The organism is Vibrio sp. 14N.309.X.WAT.E.F5, from assembly GCF_030397615.1.
In the GTDB taxonomy this organism is placed as follows: domain Bacteria; phylum Pseudomonadota; class Gammaproteobacteria; order Enterobacterales; family Vibrionaceae; genus Vibrio; species Vibrio lentus.
Genome location: NZ_JAPNXR010000001.1, coordinates 413,948 through 431,908, shown reverse-complemented (window position 1 = coordinate 431,908; position 17,961 = coordinate 413,948). Strand labels below are relative to the sequence as shown.

Sequence of the window (17,961 nt, the reverse complement as noted above, 5' to 3'; positions counted from 1 at the left end):
CCGTTAATTCAACAGACACCCGTTACTAGTGTTCAGTAATCGCGATAATTAACGACAAGGACTACAAGCGACTGCTATAACCTTCTTAAGCCCCACATCAAGTACATGCCACCGATAATCGAAGCCACCAATCCTGCTGGGATCTCTTGTGGGTAAAGCCACTGTCTACCAAGCCAATCCGAGAACAACATCAGTGCCATACCAATTAACGAAGAACAGATCAGGTGCTCTTTAGCACGGCTATAACCAAATAATCTCGCCATGTGTGGAGCCATCAAACCAATAAAGCTTAATGGACCAACCACCAGCGTTGCGCTCACGGTTAAACATGCCACCAGCACCAACAATAGAATTCGAGATCTTGATACATTGATACCAAGAGATTGGGCACTCGCCTGCCCTAATGGCAACACATCCAACCATCGCGCACAGAGAAAACCTAACGAGATAAATACAACCGAAGATATCAGTAACGGCACGAGTGTTACCTCGGTGACGTAATACGTTGAACCTGCCAACCAAGCCAGAACTTGATAACTTCTTGGATCACCGCCTGCCAATACAAAACTTTGCACAGCGTTCATCAGTGCCGTTATCGCAACGCCTGTTAATAGTACTCTTTCCGGTTGGAAGCCCGACTTTTGGTTAAGCACAACAATGATGCCCAAAGTACAGACCGCGCCAATAAAGCCACCGACATAAAGGCCAACCACGCTGCTGCCAAAGCCCGCAAAGATTGCGATAATCAAACCTAATGCCGTACCAGAACTGATACCAATCACTTCTGGGCTGGCCATTGGGTTGCCACTCAAACGCTGAACGATCGTACCAGCGACTGCCAACATGCTGCCCGCTAATGCCGCTGCCGTTAATCGAGGTAAACGCCATTCGAGCATTGCCCAGTCTTGAGTTTGAAATAACCAACGCCAACCTTCAGTTTGTACAGAGAACAAACTAAACACGACCAGCGACATCGCAATAAACAAGCTGGCCAATACCACTGAATGCTTGTTTAAGCGAGAAGCTACTTCCTTATGACGCGTTAATACAGTTTGTGTTTGTGACTGACTTTTCATGGACAACTTGGGCAGCAACCACAACAACAGTGGAGCACCTAACGCAGCCGTTGCAGCTCCTGTCGGGACAAACATAGACATGATGCCCGGCAACTGTTGAATAAGCAGATCGGTAAGACTTAACAACAAGCCACCTAACAGCATAGATACCAATAACTTAGGCACTAAACGGTGCACACCCATCAAGCGTGCTAACGCAGGAGCTGCTAAACCAACGAATCCAATAACACCAACAGCACTCACAACCCAAGCCGTCAGCAAAACCGCCAAACCGAGACAAGCGACTCTTAATTTTGGTAACGAAACACCTAAGCTCTTAGCGCCCTGTTCTGATAACTGAAGCAAGCTCAGTGGTTTTACGAACAGAAACGCCATGAGAGTCGCAATCGCTAAGCGTGGAGCCAAGTACTGAACATCTTCCCACCCGGTTTGAACCAATGAACCTGCGCCCCAAATCATTAAGCCATTCAGTTTGTCTTGGTTCATCATTAACAAGACAGTACTCACAGCGCCAAAATAGAGGTTCACGACTAAGCCAGAGACAATCACGACGGTTGGAGATAAAGCACGTCGCCAAGACAAAACAAACACCAAACCAATCGTAGTGACGCCACCAACAAGTGCCACCAACGAATAAGACCACTCTAAAAGCCAAGGGGCATAGAGTGTCGCTAACATAAGTGCAAAGCTCGAACCGCTCGCGACACCTAACGTAGACGGTGAAGCCAAAGGGTTTCTGAGCACCTGTTGCATCAAGACACCCGCCACTGCCAACGCTGCGCCAGATAACAATGTCGTGAATAACCTCGGCCACCAAGCCAAATGCAGTTTCACTGACTCAGGAGAAGTGAAATCAGCGGTCCACAAGCTAGAAAGTCGGCTCAATCCGAACTGAGAGACAGATAAGTGTTGCCCAATTAGAGCCAATGTAGAAACCATTAAAAGAGTCAAAACACCAAACGAGAGAGCTCTCATAGCACGCCTCCTTGGTTCAATTCAGAAACAATGAACCTTGCAAAGCGTGTTGCAGAAGGTATCGCCCCGAAGCTCCACACCGCTGGTACTTGTAGCGCGGGATAACCCGACTCTTTCACAATGTATTGCCAAAACTGATTTGCTTTAAGGCTCTCTTCAGTCCCTGCTGGCATTGGCGAAATAATCACGATTTGACCTTTAACGCCAATAAGCTGATCGACACCAACCAAGCTGTAGCCCCAAGCGTTGGTTTGCGCCTTCCATGCTGATTCAAGGCCAATCTTGTTTACTGAAGCTTTGTATAGGCTGTTATCCCCAAAAACGCGAACGTGATTAGTGTCCATGAATTGCACCATCAACATTGCAGGCACATTGTTTGGTAGCTGAGTACCTAAACGACCCATTTCAGCATTCGCTTTCTGAATCAAAACTTCAGCTTGAGATTGTTTTTCAGAGACCTTTGCTAACTTTCGGGTAACCGTTTCTAACGCTGACCAATCGACATCACCGCTTCGGTACAAACCAATGGTCGTGACAGGGGCAATTTTGCTGAGTTGAGTCTCCAGCGTTGAAAACATTGGAGAGAGTAATATCTTGTCCGGTTTGAGCTCATGAATGCGTTCAAGGTTTGGCTGTGTTCGTAAGCCGACATCCGCAACAGTTGACGGGATTTGAGGAGACTTTACCCACGAGTTGTAATCGGGAATTTGCGCTACCGCAATAGGAGTAACGCCCAACGCCAAAAGCGTTTCAGTGTGAGTCCAGTCGATGGAAACCAATTTAGGTCTATCGCCATCATTCAACTCAGACGCCTCTTGACTGGCTGACGAAATTGGAGAAAACGCCAGTAAGCTAGAGATAACAACACTTGAGATAAGTGTACGATTAACGTGCGAGCGATATAATATTGATTGGAAAGACTGTTTGAACATCATGCTGGCTCCAAATTGCCAGGCATCGCGACTGGGTAACCCGCCGAGTGTTGAGCAATGTGCATAGGCACACCATAGATATCTTTCAATATCGACTCTTTGAACACCTCATCAACTTTACCTTCTACCAATAGCTCCCCGCTATGGAGGGCAATAATATGATCGCAAAAGCGCGCTGCCATGTTGATATCGTGTATCACGATGATCACGCCAATCTCTAATGTTTCACTTAGGCGCTTAATCAATGTCAGCATTTCAATCTGATGACCAATATCGAGCGCTGCTAAAGGCTCATCCAACAAAAGGTATTTGGTGCGTTGAGCCAACAGCATTGCAAGCCACACACGCTGGCATTCACCACCCGATAAGGTATCCACCAAACGATCAGCGTAATGCGTTGTGTCGGTAAGTTTCATCGCCTCATCAACGTATTGCTTATCTTTACTTGAAAGTCGACCCAATAAGCCGTGCCAAGGGTAGCGACCAAAGCTCACCAGGTCTTTGCCGGATAAACTGTCGGTTGCAGGTAAATGTTGAGGTAAGTAAGCAATTTGCTGTGCGAAGTCCTTATCAGACCATTTAGCGACCGCTTTATCTTTCAGGAAAATATCGCCTGAAGTGGCGTGCTGTTGCTTCGCTAGCAACTTTAATAAGGTCGATTTCCCCGAGCCGTTATGCCCAACCAAAGCGTAGATTTTTCCTTGCTCAAACGACACATCAAATGTCTTGAGCAATTGCTTATCCCCTACGCTAAAACCGAGTCCCTTTGCTTCGAGCATATCTTCAACCTTAAAACACATCATTCACTAAAAAATTAATGAAATACGAACATATTCATAAAATCATTAACAGACAAACATTTATACACTTGCGAAAACTCTAATGCAAACGATTTTCATTTAGATTAAACTATATACCATACGACCTTTTCCCCTATTTTTTAGTGGGTTAGAGGTCCTTACCATGAATAATGGATGCTTATTATTGATTATTCACCTTGTTGCAAAATGGTTAAGCTAATGATGAACAACACCTTTCGTCCACTACCAACGGATCATCCATTTATTGTGGCCGAATTTAACTTTCAAAAAGAATGTAACTGTAAAGCTAAGGGGATTGAAATCCATGTTGCGCAGTTTGATCAACAAAGCTTTGACGACAATTTGTTTTATATAACAAACGTGTACTGCCCTATCGCGATCACTCAATCGGTCGACAAAAGAAAGGCGGAGTATTTTGCGGGACGTTATTTAGTCGCGAGGGGATTAAAAAGTCTGGGCTTTTCACATAAGCCCCTAGAACCGAATATCGACCGAAGTCCACGTCTGCCAAATGGTGTAATTGGTTCTATTTCCCATAGTAACGACTTAGCCACTGTGGCAGTTTTACCTTCTTCTCATACGAACAAAGAAAACATTGGGGTCGATATACAACACCGAATCTCCCATGAAGTTTGTGATGATATCGAGAACATAGTCGCGACCGTACAAGAGGTCGATTTGGTGGTGAGGTATGGATTAACTCGAGCTGAAGCTGTGACATTGCTGTTTTCGGCTAAGGAGGCTATTTACAAAGCATTGGCTCGCTTTGTTTCAAGAGGACTAGATTTTAACTCGGCAATATTGATCGCGATTGACAAAAATACAGTTCAATTCGAATTGTCCAAAGATATCACTTCGCAGATTTCCGATTCAGAGAGTCATGATTTAAACGGCGATAAATCGGAGAGTATAATTTGCCAATATGACCATTTAGCACAAGAGAACGCATACCTGACGGTGTGTTACTACTCGGCAGATACATAGCGACTATTTTGTTTGAATCTAAAACGAAACGCTCACGACGTGATGATTGGGTTCGGTTTCAATCTCGACAATTGACCAACCAAGGGAAAGGTACAAAGGCTCAATATTGGTGTAGGCGTACAACTTAGACGTTGAATCTTTCGAGGGTTGGGATTGATAATAATCTGGCATCTGTTCAACAGCTCGTTTAATCAATTCACTCGCAATACCTTGGCCGCGCCATTGAGGTACAACAAACACGGCGTTGATCCACACAACATCCCGCACTTGATGAGGTTCCTGAAAATGGGAATATGCCAAGCCACCAATGACCACATTATCGCGAAGTACTGTTATTACTGGGGGAAGTTGCACGCTGTCTTTATACGTATCTTTAAACTTGAAATCAGACCATTCGCTTTGAAATAAGCCTTCTAATTCACTCCAACAAGGTGAGCTTTCATCACAATTTCTAAAGATTACTTTCTGCATTTTTTCCATCCTTTGAAGGGTAATTTGGCCATCCTAGCCTTGGTTTATATCAGTGTGGATAAAGCTACTCTTCTTCTTCGTAACTGTCTGCTGGATCTTCATTGATTTCTTCGCCACACCCCAAGCATTCGGCTTGCAAATCCGTTGGCATCACAATAATCAAGCCACAATGCGGGCATAAATCACCTTGTTGAAACATCCTGTTATTCCTTCTACGTCACAGCTATTGCTTCGGATACTTTTGCTTACTCGCTTCTAACCAATCATGAATAACTTGGCGAGCAGACTCAGATGGCGGTGCATTTCGTTTCCCACAAATCTGGTCAATTTCAAACGGAAAGGCTTTGCTTGGAACACGGCGTAGGCCAATGGTTAAGCGCTGAGGCTTAAGCATTCGAAACACCACATAGCGGTCGCTCATGATTCGATTGTGATAGACGCCAATACAATGTTTCTGTTCCACGCCTTCTTGTTCAAGGTCGTAGTAGTCAGTAAGCGGATGAATGTTGTCATTACCAAGTAAAGGAACTGGATAAGGGATGTCCATGTCCACAGGCCGATTTCCTTCTAGACGGCGTAACTGACGCTGTTCTGTCCATCTATCATGCAGTTGCTCGAACATAGCAAAGGAATTTTGACTGGTGATGGCGCGTAATGGATCGTCCATCTCCAAATCTTGACCCAGTAAAATCGCGTCTTGGAACATGGCCATCTTTGAAGGCGCATTGAGCCTTCCCTCTTCAACCATTGCAATACCTAATCGACTGCCGGTTAAAAATGGATGAACCTGATCCAAACGCAGCGCTGTGTAACCTACTTTAGAGTAATGTTTGAATTTGAGCACGCGTCTTTGTAGCGGTTCGAGAATGCGAACAATGTGGTCAAGCTCATCACCGATGTTGTAATGCAGCTCTAGCTTATCGATAAATTTGAGTGTTGCTTTACTGCCGTCTAAGCCCAGTTTGGCTAAGATTCTCTTTTGCCCTAGGCGACTCAGTTCCAATGCTTTCTTGTTATCGACACTGTGCTTCATGCAGATCAACGCCAAGATAACCGGTCGTAATTCGAGCAGTTGAGCCGCCTCATAAGTGTTCGCAGCCAACCAAAGCATCTGATATTGATACTCGGGAAAATCATCGGTTATCTCACGATAGCGAGCAGGTAACGAATCTAACCAACGACCATTTACATCAAATTGTTCAACAAGATTGAGGCTTAAACCAATACCACCGTCGAGCGGGCGTCTACCATCTTCAAACACATGAAAGCCCACGAGCTTTTGCGACCAATCACTGATCTCAATATCGTAGTCAAAGCCTAATGTGCGAGTTGGAATGGTAAGTAATGCTGTCATTGATGCCTCTTCGTTAATGGCGCGTTGGACTATCGAGCTTATCTAATAGCAAAAAAACGAAAGCTCGGTCTAAAGTCACTATAACAACCTTTTGTAAATTTCTTATCAATCAAAGCGATATAAATACGAGAGTACTTAGAAGATCTTTGAATGATGATTTTACGCAATATGAGACCTCTTCGATATCATTTACTTAGAGAGAAACTATGCTTGTAACATCACTAATAACAAGAGGCTTTAATTATGGAATACCGACATATTCTGGTCGCACTTGAAATGTCTGATGACTCGAAAATACTCATTGATAGAGCAACCTTCTTCGCAAACAAACTAGAAACGGAACTTTCGTTTGTTTATATCGACGGTACTCACGGAGAAATCTACCCAGAACTCGTTGATATTCAGCAAAATAATGGTGACTTACCTGTCAATGATGATGCGATAAAACACTTAAGAGAGTTTGAGGCTTACGCTAAACAGCCGATTCAGCATATTTTTGTAGGTACAGGTGATTTGAATGACAAACTCAAGGATGCCGTGAAAACGCACAACATTGACCTAATGCTTTGTGGTCATCACCACGATTTTTGGCATAAGATCATCTCGCACTCAAAGCAATTGATAGACTCTTCTCCCGTCGACATACTCGTCGTTCCTATGGACTAGAGCTTCTAGAGCCCCACGGTTCCTAAAGACTGTCGCTCTTAAAAAATAGCTGTTTGGCTTATAAAGCCAGGCTTCAATAGCCAGCCTCTATCGGTATTATTGGTTGGCTTACATCCCCTCTTCAATTTTCTTGTTTGCCCCAATCCAACTATCACTCACTTGCTGAGTTCATTTGTGATCTTGTCGGCTTATCAACTCGTAAGCGTCTAATAATTAACAAATCACGAGTGTAAGTAATGAAAAAGATTGGTCTCTATCTTTTTACAAACGACTTAAGAATCAACGACAATCAATTGTTCCATTACGCTGCACAGAGCGTCGATAAGCTCATTTGTGCGATTGTCGAACCCACTTTGGTTCGTTTCTCTGCTGATTTCGCGCAAGAACAAAGTTATGGTGCACATCACCAGACTTTTGTTTCACAATCGATAACTAACCTAGAATCGAATTTAGTTAAGTTTGGTCAGCAACTTGTCGTGATTCACAGTAATCATTTAGAACCAGACGCAGCCGAGCAAACACTCGACCAAATCATTGCGACACAACACGTCACCCACTTTTTCGCCAATGCACACTGCGGTTACGACGAGCGACAATTGATTCATTCACTACAAAACAGTCACCCTGACTTAATAAAATGCTTGCCACATCACTCGACCTTGTTTGACTCGCATGAGCTGCCGTTTGAATTATCAAAAGTCCCGAGCTCGTTTACCAAATTTAGAAAGCTAGTCGAACACTTGGACGTTAATAGCGATGAGACGGTTATTACACGCCTTCCACCAGCAGTGATACCAACACCAACACCAACACCAGTATCGGCAATCCCACTATTCAGTTCAGCAAATGATGAAAGCGCAGTAACAAACGATTATTTGGGTGGCGAAGACGCAGGACTAGCGCATTTAGAAAACTACTTTTCACATGATTACGCCCTTAACTACAAACAGACTCGAAACGCATTTGACGGCATCGAAAACTCAACCAAGTTTTCGCCGTGGTTGGCACTCGGCTGCGTTTCGCCTAAAACGATTTATCGCCATTTGAAACAGTTCGAAACCGAACATGGCAGTAACGATTCAACCTATTGGATCTACTTTGAGTTGTTATGGCGCGAATATTTCTATTGGAAATGCTTATCTATGGGCTCATCGTTATTCGGTGATTCTTCAGACCAAAAATTCAACACCCCAAACTCCTCGGGAACGTCGAACCTGAATTTCGCCAAATGGAAAAGTGGCAATACCAACTACCCGATTGTCGATGCGTGCATGCGCCAACTTAACGAAACAGGCTATATGTCTAATCGCGGAAGGCAGCTGGCCGCTAGCTGTTTGATCTTCGAATTGGGGCTCGATTGGAGGCACGGTGCAGCCTATTTTGAGAGCCAACTCATCGATTATGACGTGGCATCAAACTGGGGCAATTGGGCGTATATAGCCGGAGCGCTGAGACCTCAGGTAAACACCCAAGCCAACAAGCAAAATAATGCTAAGCAACCTAAACCTAAATCACGACATTTTGATTTGGGTAAGCAAACGGATATGTACGATCCAGACCATGCGTTTATCAATAAGTGGAATGCGAGCAGCAAAGAACCTGTCTTAACTAACAATCAGGATGTGTTATGAACTTCAAAACCGTGCGCCTTGTCTTAGGCGACCAACTCAATGTCCAGCACTCTTGGTTTCAACAGGTTGATGACGACGTCATTTATATCATTGCCGAACTCAAGCAAGAGACTGACTACGTTGCATCGCACATCCAAAAAGTGGCCGCTTTTTTCTCTGCGATGGGCTACTTTGCCGACGAGCTAAAACAACAAGGTCATCAGGTACTCTACCTTACTCTTGATGACACGACTCAATTTGAAAACCTCGAAGCTCTATTGCAACACTACGTCCACGAGTTTGCTGCTGAAAAATTTGAATACCAAAGGCCAGATGAATATCGACTTCTCCAACAACTGGCAAAGCTGAAGTTAACTGGAGTAACCAAAGGCTGTAGAGATTCCGAGCACTTCCTGTTTCCGTTTGACGAGATTGAAAACCAGTTTCCTAAAGACAAACACATCATGATGGAACATTTCTACCGTCGAATGAGAAAGCGTTTCGACATCCTGCTCGACGATGGCAAACCGGTTGGCGGAAAATGGAATTACGATGCAAACAATCGCAAGAAGCTAAAGAAACAAGACATCGAGAACTTGCCGCAACCATTAATGTTTGCCAACGACATTTCTGAGATTTTAAAACGCATCGAGCATCATCAAGTTCAAACCATTGGTGAAGTTGGCGAACAGTTGTTATGGCCAGTCAATCGAGCGCAAAGCCTGTCTCTGCTTGCTCAGTTCTGCCAAGTCTGTTTGCCGCTGTTTGGTCAGTTTCAAGATGCAATGACGACCGAGCACGATTCAAAATGGAGTTTGTATCACAGTCGCCTCTCCTTTTCGCTAAACAGTAAACTGCTAAGCCCCCAAGAAGTGATCGATGCAGCGCTGTCGGCTTATCAGGCTTCTTCAAAGCTAAACGCACCCACTATCGATATTGCACAAGTCGAAGGGTTCGTACGCCAAATTCTAGGTTGGAGAGAATACATACGCGGCGTTTATTGGTCAAACATGCCTGCTTACGCCAACAAAAACCACTACGCAGCAGACCGTCAGTTGCCTCATTATTTTTGGGATGGGCAAACCAAGATGAATTGTATGAAGCACGCGATTGATCAATCCCTGGAATTCGCTTATGCGCACCACATTCAAAGGCTCATGATCACCGGTAACTTCTGCTTAATTACGGGCATTGCTCCGGACCAAGTCGACAGTTGGTACCTTGGTATTTATGTTGATGCGATTGAGTGGGTCGAAATGCCGAATACGCGAGGTATGGCACTTTTTGCTGATGGCGGGATCGTCGGAACCAAACCATACTCTGCCAGCGGTTCTTACATTAATCGCATGAGTGATTACTGCAAAGGCTGTCATTACCAAATTAAAGAGCGCAGTGGCGAGAGTTCTTGTCCATTCAACAGCTTGTATTGGCGCTTCATGAACAAACATCGCGAGGCCTTAAATCGCAACCCTCGAATGGGCATGCTTTATCGGTCTTGGGACAATATGGATGAGCAAGACCAACAAGCGATACTCTACACCGCAGAGCAACGACTGACTAACTTGGAGAACTTATAATGGTGGAACAACTCAGATTACACATATTGGTCATTGGTGGCAGCGGCGGTATTGGTTTCGCCGTGGTTAAGCACCTATTGTCTGAGCTGTCTCGCTTTGATTTTCTCGATGTACATGTCGACGCGACTTATCATTCACAACGACCAGAATTGGAAGATAACCGTTTAAATTGGCACCAAGTCGATGCCACCAACGAAGCTGATATTGAACGACTAAGCACTCAATTCGAGCGATTGGATTGGTTAATAAATTGCGTGGGTATTCTTCATACGCCAGATCTAGGGCCTGAAAAGAATTTGTCCTCTATCGACCCAGAATTCTTTCTGAAAAACATCTCGGTAAACACCCTACCTAGCTTGTTACTGGCCAAGCACTTCACGCCAATTCTTAAAGCCAGTGACAATCCAAAATTTGCTGTGGTATCGGCCAAAGTCGGCAGCATTTCAGACAATCGATTAGGTGGATGGTATAGCTATCGCTCTTCCAAAGCCGCACTCAACATGTTCATCAAAACCATGTCGATTGAATGGCAACGCACATTGAAGAAAGGCACAGTGTTGGCGCTCCACCCTGGTACAACCGACACGGCTCTATCTAAGCCCTTTCAAACCAATGTGCCGCAAGGTAAGTTGTTTGAGTCTAGTTATGTAGCCCATCAATTGGTGGACATCATTCGAACGGCTACACCCGATAAAAGCGGGCATTTTTACGCGTATGATGGCGAGCAATTGACTTGGTAGGGAGGAATACCAATCGCTGGCTTTGATGAATAGTAAAATTTGATGAGTGGTAAAAATAGAAAACCCAACAAAGCTATGGCTCTGTTGGGTTTAGTCGTTAACGCGAAGCTGTTGGTTAAAACTAAAGATGTCGTTTCAATGAAGGACTCTCTGAGGATTCAACTAAGGATCAACACTGATCATTACTTTACTATTACCGCTACTCAGCCCAGTTGAACTTACTCTCGTCGACACCTTCTTTTTCTTCCTTCACGCGCTCGCGGCGGCTTTGCTCTTCAGCGCGGGCTGCGTCAATTTCTTGCATGATGGCATCAATATCTGCCAAGGCGTCACTTTCGGTAAACTCACCCGTTAGCTTGCTGTCTGGCTTCAAATCACCCTTCTCAAACAGTGCCCACATTTCTTTAGCATACTCAGTGGTCGCCAGTTCAGGGGCAAATTGCGCATAATAGTCACGGATGTTATTAACATCACGAGTCAGCATCCACTCAGCATTGTTGTTCGCAGATGCATCGACCGCTTGCGGCAAATCGATAATCACAGGACCATATTCATCAACCAATACATTGAATTCAGACAAGTCGCCATGAATTAAACCAACGCAAAGCATCTTAACGACATAAGTCATCATCACCGCATGATCTTCAATCGCTTGTTCAGGCGGCATCACCACATCATTCAATCTAGGGGCAACATAGCCTTCGTCATCAGTGACTAACTCCATCAGCAGCACGCCATCAAAGCAGCCATAAGGGACCGGCACGCGAACGCCTGCTTCTGCCAGCTTATACAAGGCATCCACTTCAGCGCTTTGCCATACTTTTTCTTGTTGCTCGCGACCGAAACCAGAGCCTTTTTCCATCGCTCTAGCGCGACGGCTATTGCGGACTTTTCGCCCTTCTCGATATGCCGTAGCTTTTTTAAAGCTACGTTGGCTTATTTCCTTGTACACCTTGGCACAACGGATCGTATCGCCACAGCGTACTATGTACACTGACGCTTCTTTGCCACTCATGAGTTGGCTTTTCACCTCGTCGACTAAACCATCGTCAACTAAAGGCTGTATTCTTTTAGGTATCTTCATGTCGTCTTTATACATGAGTTACCTGACAGATAAAATATTAACTCGTTAAATGAGTGGTTATTCTCAATAGATTCTTAAATGAAGGGAGATTATGTGGGTTTTGTCTTATGGCGACGGCAGCGTTCAGAGCAATAAATCACCTCTTCCCAGCAGCGTTGCCATTTTTTACGCCATGAGAATGGTTTGAGGCAAACGGGGCATGTCTTGGTGGGTAGATGTTGTTTCTTGTGCATGACCGCTCCCTTACCGATGAATCCATTAACCTATTCGTTGAGGAAAGATTCCCTATTACGCTCGTCCCTCACTTTAGGGAATGACGCCGTATTCTAATCGTTGCTGACTCTAAGGAGTGGCGGCGGTGTGATTGATAACAGCCCCCCCGACTCCGTCATCCTCGAGAAGGAGGAACGACTGAGTCGGGTATCTGCTTATCCAAACAGATTCGGCTTTATCTGACCTGACTCTGCTCAAATTCAACGAAGCCCGCTTAATCCAGTTAAGCAATAACCTTGTATTGCTTCTCCATCTCACTTACACCAAGGCCTGAATGTTTCGTCACTTTAAGCTGCACGGGCACACGCTCTTTCAGTGCTTCAACGTGGCTGATTACGCCAATCATCTTGCCTGACGCATTCAGGTTATCGAGCGCGTTCAGTGCAATGTCCAATGTGTCGCTATCGAGCGTGCCGAAACCTTCATCCAAGAACAGTGAATCAATACTGGTTTTATGACTCACAAGATCAGATAGCGCGAGTGCCAATGCCAAGCTCACCAAGAAGCTTTCGCCACCTGACAAGGTCTTAGTATCACGCATCACATCGCCCTGCCATGTATCCAACACTTGCAGTTCTAACCCATCATCGGCTTTACGTTTTAGCTCGTAACGACCGTGTAGACGTTGCAATTGTTTGTTGGCCAAGTACACCAAGTTCTCTAACGTTAACCCTTGAGCAAACTTACGGAACTTGTCGCCATTTCTAGAGCCAATCAACGAATTAAGACGTGAGATGTCGTCAAACTCAAGTTGTTGTACTTCGATCTGTTTGAACAAGTCTTGTTGATTACTGCGGTTTTGGCGATCCGTTTCCAAGTTTGCAGAAATCGCACCAATTTGCGTAGCATGACTTTGCTGTGCGTTGGAACAGTCCGTCACGGCTTGTTCTACTTCCTGTAGTGGAAGTTGTTGCCAAGCTTCCGCTTTATCATGACCTTTAAGTTCGACTAGATTCGCTTTGGCTGAATTCAAACGAGCTTGGGCACTAACCATCTCCTCTTCCAGCGTTTTCTTAAGGCTTTGCAGTTGCACTGTCACGGCTTCATCCAACAGTGCCGACTCAAACTCATCTTCGGTAGCAAATGGACTTGTCGTTAATGCTTGCGTCCAAAGCGATGTCACTTCAGTCAGAGCTGTCTGTTTCGCCGTTAGCTCGTCACTGTAAGATATGTGTTTCGTCTGTTCTGTTCGGTGCTCGAGTTCACAACGGTTAAACGCTGTTTGAGCGGCATCGTGTGCGCTGACGGCATCCATCACTTTTTGCTTCATAGTGTTGGTTACAATTTGAATGTCTTGTGTCCCAAACAGCTGCGTTCTAGATTCCGTAACAACCTCCAGCTCTTTCGACAGTAACTCAACCTCTTGATTCGCCACTGTGATGTCTTTCGCTAAGGCTTCTAGTTTGTCATCGAATGCTTTCAGCTCAGCATGTTGGCTAATCAACTGCTTATCTAACTCATCATGCTGCTGTTTTGTGGTCAGCCACGTATTAGAAGCTTCAAGCTTTTGAGCAAACCAAGCATCGATATGCGCTAACTCAGGCGCTTCAATCGATGTTTGAATAATGCTTTCTCTAAGCCCTTGCCATTCAGACTCTTTCGCTTGCGAACATTTAGCGGCTTGATCAATCAATGCGTTCGTTTGTGTAGAAAGGTCTGCGAGTCGTTGTTCTGCAAGTTCAAGATTAGATAGAACCTTCTCGACAACCATCGCGGTTGCTGCGCGCTGCTTCTCTGCGTCAAGGTAGGCATTTTTTGCATCAGCCATATTGCGCAGGAGTACGATCGTGTTGTTAAGCTGCTGCTCACAAGCATCAACGAACGACTGCACAACATCGCTATTACCTACCCCTTCTGCGTTTGGCAGATAGATACTGAGTGGGCAATTCTGAGCCAATAAAATTGCATTGCTTTGCTCTAGCTTGGCAACAAGGTTTGCCCAGTTCACTTTGGCTTGTTCGATGTCTGCTTGAGCACGCTGAATTTCATCGTTGAGGCCATTGATGATAGGCACCAATGAATCCAATTGTTGACGGTGTTCTGTGCCGTCTTTCTGAATAACGGCTAACTCTTGCTCTTCTCGCTCTTTTTGTACAACAAGATCAGCGATATCCTGAGATTGCTCAATAGTATGCTCGGTTGAACCGCACAGTGGGCATTCTGAATTTGGCTTCAACGCCGCGCGATACTTCGCTAATTCACCCTCTTGGTCAATTAGGCGAGTTAAACGCTCTAACGATGTCTTATTGTTCTGATAACGCTCCACCAGCACTTCACGCTCTTTTGTGAGCTTTTCACTATGTTGTGTATTGGTCCGCAATTCGACAGATTTAGACGTTATACGCTGCGTCGCCTGAACAAAGCCGCGATTAATATCCACCAGCGTATTGGTATTACGGCTCCAGTGCTCAAGCACCTCTTTTTGTGCATTAAGGGTATGCTCATTGGCTTGTTGCTGCAAAGCGTCCCATCGCTGTTTAGCTTGGTTCTCTGCTGAGACTAACTCTGTGAGTGCCTTGTCTTGAGCCAATTTAGAGTCTTTAGCTGCCTGTAACGCTGCTTGCTGAGTGGCCAGCGTGCGCTGTGAAGCTTGAACACTATTTAAAAGTTCCGTGTGTTGACGCTCAAGATCTCGAACCTGAGTCACCTTGATTTGCCATTGACCCAAATACTTCTCAAGCAGGCTATCAGCTTGGTTAGCCGCTAAATATTGTGCCGCGATCTTTTCTTGCTGCTTAATGGATTCAACAGTTTGATTCAAAGAGACTTGTAGCTGACTCTTCTCAACCTGTTGTTGATTAAGCGTATTTACCGTTTTAGAACCCGCTACTTGTTTGTCTTTCAACATCGCAATTTGGTTATCTAACGGGCGAACTTGTTCAATGATCTTCTCTTGATCTTGCTGCTCTTGTTTAGCGACCTCAACCAACTTGATGTGGTTATTAACGCTCTGTTGTGCCGCGTTTTTTTCTGCCTCTCGCTCAGCTAATCGCTTGGCACTGCTTTCAAGGTTAGCTTGAGTCGTCACGACTTCTTGGCTACAACGCTTTAAATCTTTATGAAGCGGACGCAGTTTTTCAGCAGGTTCGCTATTCGCTAAACGATCTAACGATGGTTGGTTTTCAGCAAGGCTTTCTTGCGCCGTTTTTAAGTCATGATTGCTTGCCGCAATAACCTGTTCGGCTTTAACGACATCTTTCCACCAGCCTAAATGCGCGTTCCATTCAGTAAGTTGTTCAGTCAAACGTTTCTGTTCAGACTCTAGATGGCCATGTTCTTTGGTCAGCTCTTGAATCTGATCTTCAGAGAGTAAGCTCACGCCCTCAGCCTTAGCTTTTAGGTGGTTGAGTGATTCTTCGCTCGATTTGAAGTGGTCGTAGATACGCTCTGAAATCAGGCTATAAATTTCGGTCCCCGTAAGCTCTTCCAATAACTCGGCACGGTCGTTAGCGTTGGCATTCAAGAAAGCAGCAAACTCACCTTGCGACAGCATGATAGATTTAGTAAATCGTGAAAAGTCCAAACCGGTCACGGTCTCAACCATCTTAATTTTCTTAGTGAGCTGCGTTTCTAATACAGCATCACTATCAGCATCCGCAAATTCACAGGTTGGTGTCTGCAGCGCACCGTCGTGTTTTCCGCGCGCTCTCTTATGATGAAAATTAGAACGGTAAGTTTTACCCTTCACTTCAAATTCAATCTCAGCGAAACACTCACCGGTACCGCGCGTCATGAGCTCGTTGGTGCCTTTAGCGATACTTTTCAAACGCGGTGTTCGGTGGAACAGTGCCAAACAAATCGCATCAAGAATCGTTGTCTTACCCGCACCCGTTGGGCCGGTGATCGCAAACAGACCATTTTCTGCAAACGGTGACTGAGTAAAGTCGAGCTTCCAACGACCTTTCAGAGAGTTCAGGTTTTCAAATTCTAGGCTTAAAATCTTCATACTCGTTACTCACCTGTCCCTTTGGGCGCTTCTATTTCTTCTTGGCTATCCGCACCGTAAGAGACTTCTTCCATCACTTGCTTGAACTTGATAGTCATTCGTTCTAAACGTGCTTTTTCAGAATCCGTTTCAAACTCTTCTAAAGCAATACGTTTTTCAAACACATCCATCGGAGTTAACTCAGATAAAGTTTCAGCAGACTCTTGCTCTAACCCTTGATTACGTCGCTCTCTCGCCCTTCTCAATTGAAGCACTTCGACATTCAAACCTTCCGTTAGCGCTCGCATGCGCTCTTGCAAATCAGACAAGTAATCCTGAGCTTGAACTTCTATCGACAGCCATACGCTTTGCCCTTCTTCCACGCCAATGTACTGGTTCAATTGCGACTCGATTTCGTTCAAATCACCTTTAATTTCAGCTAGGGGTTGGAATGTTGGGACAGCCAGCTGTGAAATGGTGCGTTCTCCTTCCACAAACTCAACCACACAGACCTGCTTTTGAGATTTCAGCTCATCAAAACTGAGCGGAATGGGTGAACCGCAATAACGAATATATTCACGTTTCGCGACAACTTGTGGGCGATGGATATGACCAAGGGCAATATAGTCCGCATTAGGGAAACCATCAGCAGCAAAACCATCTAGATTACCAACGTAGATATCACGTACAGAATCAGACTGCTTAACGCCCATTGCGGTTAAGTGACCCGTTGCGATGATTGGCATATTGTCGCTATTTTCAAACGTCGCACGCTTTGCAACAGCGGCGTCATAGACACTTTGATAATGCTGTTTGATAGCATCACCTAATTGCTTTTGACGCTCAACACCAGTAACGCCGGCTTGGCTGCTCAATACATCGCGAGGGCGAATAAACGGAATCGCGCACACCAACGCTTCTACATCGCCAGTTTTACCTTTGAGTTCGACAACCTGAGTCGCGTATTCTTCATTGGTATTGGGAATCACGTCGGCACCCATGTACTTCAGTAACTGCTGAGTTTCTTTGAGCACAGATACTGAATCATGATTGCCGCCCAATAACACCAATTGGCAACCGATCTTATTCGAGTCGACGACAAACTTGTTATACATTTCACGAGCATAACTTGGTGGCGTACTGGTATCGAAAATATCGCCAGCAACAATTATCGCGTCGATGTTGTGCTCAGTAACTTGCTCAAGTAACCATTGTAAGAACCGTTCGTGCTCATTCTTACGGCTTTTATTGTAGAAGTTTTGGCCAAGGTGCCAATCTGACGTGTGAAGGATCTTCATTGTTGCTCACTGGAAGTCGGTAATAGCTTTAATTTACCAAAATACCGATCAACTACCAAATGAGTTAGCATTATTTCCCCGTTTATAAGCTTGTGAAAAACAACTAATTTCGGGCTTTGGAGGATTCGTGCTCAAGGTGCCATCAATTGGTATTTGTTATATAAAAAAACCGCTC

15 protein-coding genes are annotated in these 17,961 nt (G+C 45.0%); 5 read left to right on the top strand and 10 right to left on the bottom strand.

Features of this window, described 5'->3' with window-relative positions; translation table 11 throughout:
• Positions 1-74: 74 nt before the first annotated feature.
• The 3 genes from fhuB to OW495_RS01955 are packed head-to-tail and all read right to left on the bottom strand — an operon-like array spanning position 75 to position 3,762.
• Positions 75-2,051, bottom strand: a complete 1,977-nt coding sequence (gene fhuB, locus OW495_RS01965) for a Fe(3+)-hydroxamate ABC transporter permease FhuB (RefSeq protein WP_102514591.1) — start codon at positions 2,049-2,051, stop codon at positions 75-77.
• Positions 2,048-2,986, bottom strand: a complete 939-nt coding sequence (locus tag OW495_RS01960) for an ABC transporter substrate-binding protein (RefSeq protein WP_102514592.1) — start codon at positions 2,984-2,986, stop codon at positions 2,048-2,050. The genes fhuB and OW495_RS01960 overlap by 4 nt, the downstream gene beginning before the upstream one ends.
• Positions 2,983-3,762: an ABC transporter ATP-binding protein gene (locus OW495_RS01955; protein ID WP_289884643.1), complete on the bottom strand. Its 780-nt coding sequence runs from the start codon at positions 3,760-3,762 to the stop codon at positions 2,983-2,985. Before OW495_RS01955 ends, OW495_RS01960 begins: the two co-directional genes overlap by 4 nt.
• A gap of 240 nt (positions 3,763-4,002) precedes the next feature.
• On the opposite strand from OW495_RS01955, the gene OW495_RS01950 reads away from it, so the two are divergent.
• On the top strand, positions 4,003-4,788 hold the full coding sequence (locus OW495_RS01950; RefSeq protein ID WP_198599817.1) for a 4'-phosphopantetheinyl transferase superfamily protein: 786 nt from the start codon (positions 4,003-4,005) through the stop codon (positions 4,786-4,788).
• 18 nt (positions 4,789-4,806) lie between these two features.
• Here the strand turns inward: OW495_RS01950 and OW495_RS01945 are convergent, their stop codons facing one another.
• From OW495_RS01945 to OW495_RS01935, 3 genes are all read right to left on the bottom strand, one after another.
• Positions 4,807-5,259, bottom strand: coding sequence for a GNAT family N-acetyltransferase (locus OW495_RS01945; RefSeq protein ID WP_102514595.1), 453 nt, complete (start codon positions 5,257-5,259; stop codon positions 4,807-4,809).
• 64 nt (positions 5,260-5,323) lie between these two features.
• Entirely contained in the window at positions 5,324-5,458 is a 135-nt protein-coding gene (locus tag OW495_RS01940; RefSeq protein WP_017107965.1) for a hypothetical protein, read from the bottom strand.
• A gap of 24 nt (positions 5,459-5,482) precedes the next feature.
• Positions 5,483-6,613: a PcfJ domain-containing protein gene (locus OW495_RS01935; protein WP_076671826.1), complete on the bottom strand. Its 1,131-nt coding sequence runs from the start codon at positions 6,611-6,613 to the stop codon at positions 5,483-5,485.
• Positions 6,614-6,856: 243 nt separating this feature from the next.
• Here OW495_RS01935 and OW495_RS01930 point away from each other — a divergent pair, with 243 nt between their 5' ends.
• From OW495_RS01930 to OW495_RS01915, 4 genes are all read left to right on the top strand, one after another.
• Positions 6,857-7,279 (top strand): universal stress protein, encoded by a 423-nt coding sequence (locus OW495_RS01930; RefSeq protein WP_102338937.1) that lies wholly within the window; start codon positions 6,857-6,859, stop codon positions 7,277-7,279.
• A 236-nt stretch (positions 7,280-7,515) separates the two neighbouring features.
• Positions 7,516-8,910 (top strand): DASH family cryptochrome, encoded by a 1,395-nt coding sequence (locus OW495_RS01925; RefSeq protein WP_102514596.1) that lies wholly within the window; start codon positions 7,516-7,518, stop codon positions 8,908-8,910.
• Complete coding sequence (locus OW495_RS01920; RefSeq protein ID WP_102514597.1) at positions 8,907-10,466, top strand: cryptochrome/photolyase family protein; 1,560 nt, start codon at positions 8,907-8,909, stop codon at positions 10,464-10,466. Before OW495_RS01925 ends, OW495_RS01920 begins: the two co-directional genes overlap by 4 nt.
• Positions 10,466-11,206, top strand: a complete 741-nt coding sequence (locus OW495_RS01915; protein ID WP_102514598.1) for an SDR family oxidoreductase — start codon at positions 10,466-10,468, stop codon at positions 11,204-11,206. Before OW495_RS01920 ends, OW495_RS01915 begins: the two co-directional genes overlap by 1 nt.
• Positions 11,207-11,405: 199 nt before the next feature.
• On the opposite strand, the gene OW495_RS01910 is transcribed toward OW495_RS01915, so the two are convergent.
• The 4 genes from OW495_RS01910 to sbcD all read right to left on the bottom strand — a co-directional run bounded on the left by OW495_RS01910 (position 11,406) and on the right by sbcD (position 17,786).
• Entirely contained in the window at positions 11,406-12,290 is an 885-nt protein-coding gene (locus OW495_RS01910; protein WP_280136710.1) for a PA4780 family RIO1-like protein kinase, read from the bottom strand.
• A gap of 89 nt (positions 12,291-12,379) precedes the next feature.
• A complete protein-coding gene (locus tag OW495_RS01905) occupies positions 12,380-12,523 on the bottom strand; it encodes a DUF2256 domain-containing protein (protein WP_102307268.1) in 144 nt (47 codons plus the stop codon).
• Between the two features lie 263 nt (positions 12,524-12,786).
• On the bottom strand, positions 12,787-16,509 hold the full coding sequence (locus OW495_RS01900; protein WP_102514599.1) for an SbcC/MukB-like Walker B domain-containing protein: 3,723 nt from the start codon (positions 16,507-16,509) through the stop codon (positions 12,787-12,789).
• Between the two features lie 5 nt (positions 16,510-16,514).
• A complete protein-coding gene (gene sbcD, locus OW495_RS01895; RefSeq protein ID WP_102514600.1) occupies positions 16,515-17,786 on the bottom strand; it encodes an exonuclease subunit SbcD in 1,272 nt (423 codons plus the stop codon).
• Between the last annotated feature and the right edge of the window lie 175 nt (positions 17,787-17,961).

Bases quoted from the DNA above. Each gene is read 5' to 3' on its own strand.
- OW495_RS01935 (WP_076671826.1), bottom strand. From the start codon at position 6,613: ATGACAGCATTACTTACCATTCCAACTCGCACATTAGGCTTTGACTAC.
- sbcD (WP_102514600.1), bottom strand. From the start codon at position 17,786: ATGAAGATCCTTCACACGTCAGATTGGCACCTTGGCCAAAACTTCTAC.
- OW495_RS01915 (WP_102514598.1), top strand. From the start codon at position 10,466: ATGGTGGAACAACTCAGATTACACATATTGGTCATTGGTGGCAGCGGC.
- OW495_RS01925 (WP_102514596.1), top strand. From the start codon at position 7,516: ATGAAAAAGATTGGTCTCTATCTTTTTACAAACGACTTAAGAATCAAC.
- OW495_RS01930 (WP_102338937.1), top strand. From the start codon at position 6,857: ATGGAATACCGACATATTCTGGTCGCACTTGAAATGTCTGATGACTCG.
- OW495_RS01940 (WP_017107965.1), bottom strand. From the start codon at position 5,458: ATGTTTCAACAAGGTGATTTATGCCCGCATTGTGGCTTGATTATTGTG.
- OW495_RS01905 (WP_102307268.1), bottom strand. From the start codon at position 12,523: ATGCACAAGAAACAACATCTACCCACCAAGACATGCCCCGTTTGCCTC.
- OW495_RS01950 (WP_198599817.1), top strand. From the start codon at position 4,003: ATGATGAACAACACCTTTCGTCCACTACCAACGGATCATCCATTTATT.
- OW495_RS01910 (WP_280136710.1), bottom strand. From the start codon at position 12,290: ATGAAGATACCTAAAAGAATACAGCCTTTAGTTGACGATGGTTTAGTC.
- OW495_RS01955 (WP_289884643.1), bottom strand. From the start codon at position 3,762: ATGCTCGAAGCAAAGGGACTCGGTTTTAGCGTAGGGGATAAGCAATTG.
- OW495_RS01945 (WP_102514595.1), bottom strand. From the start codon at position 5,259: ATGCAGAAAGTAATCTTTAGAAATTGTGATGAAAGCTCACCTTGTTGG.
- fhuB (WP_102514591.1), bottom strand. From the start codon at position 2,051: ATGAGAGCTCTCTCGTTTGGTGTTTTGACTCTTTTAATGGTTTCTACA.
- OW495_RS01900 (WP_102514599.1), bottom strand. From the start codon at position 16,509: ATGAAGATTTTAAGCCTAGAATTTGAAAACCTGAACTCTCTGAAAGGT.
- OW495_RS01920 (WP_102514597.1), top strand. From the start codon at position 8,907: ATGAACTTCAAAACCGTGCGCCTTGTCTTAGGCGACCAACTCAATGTC.
- OW495_RS01960 (WP_102514592.1), bottom strand. From the start codon at position 2,986: ATGATGTTCAAACAGTCTTTCCAATCAATATTATATCGCTCGCACGTT.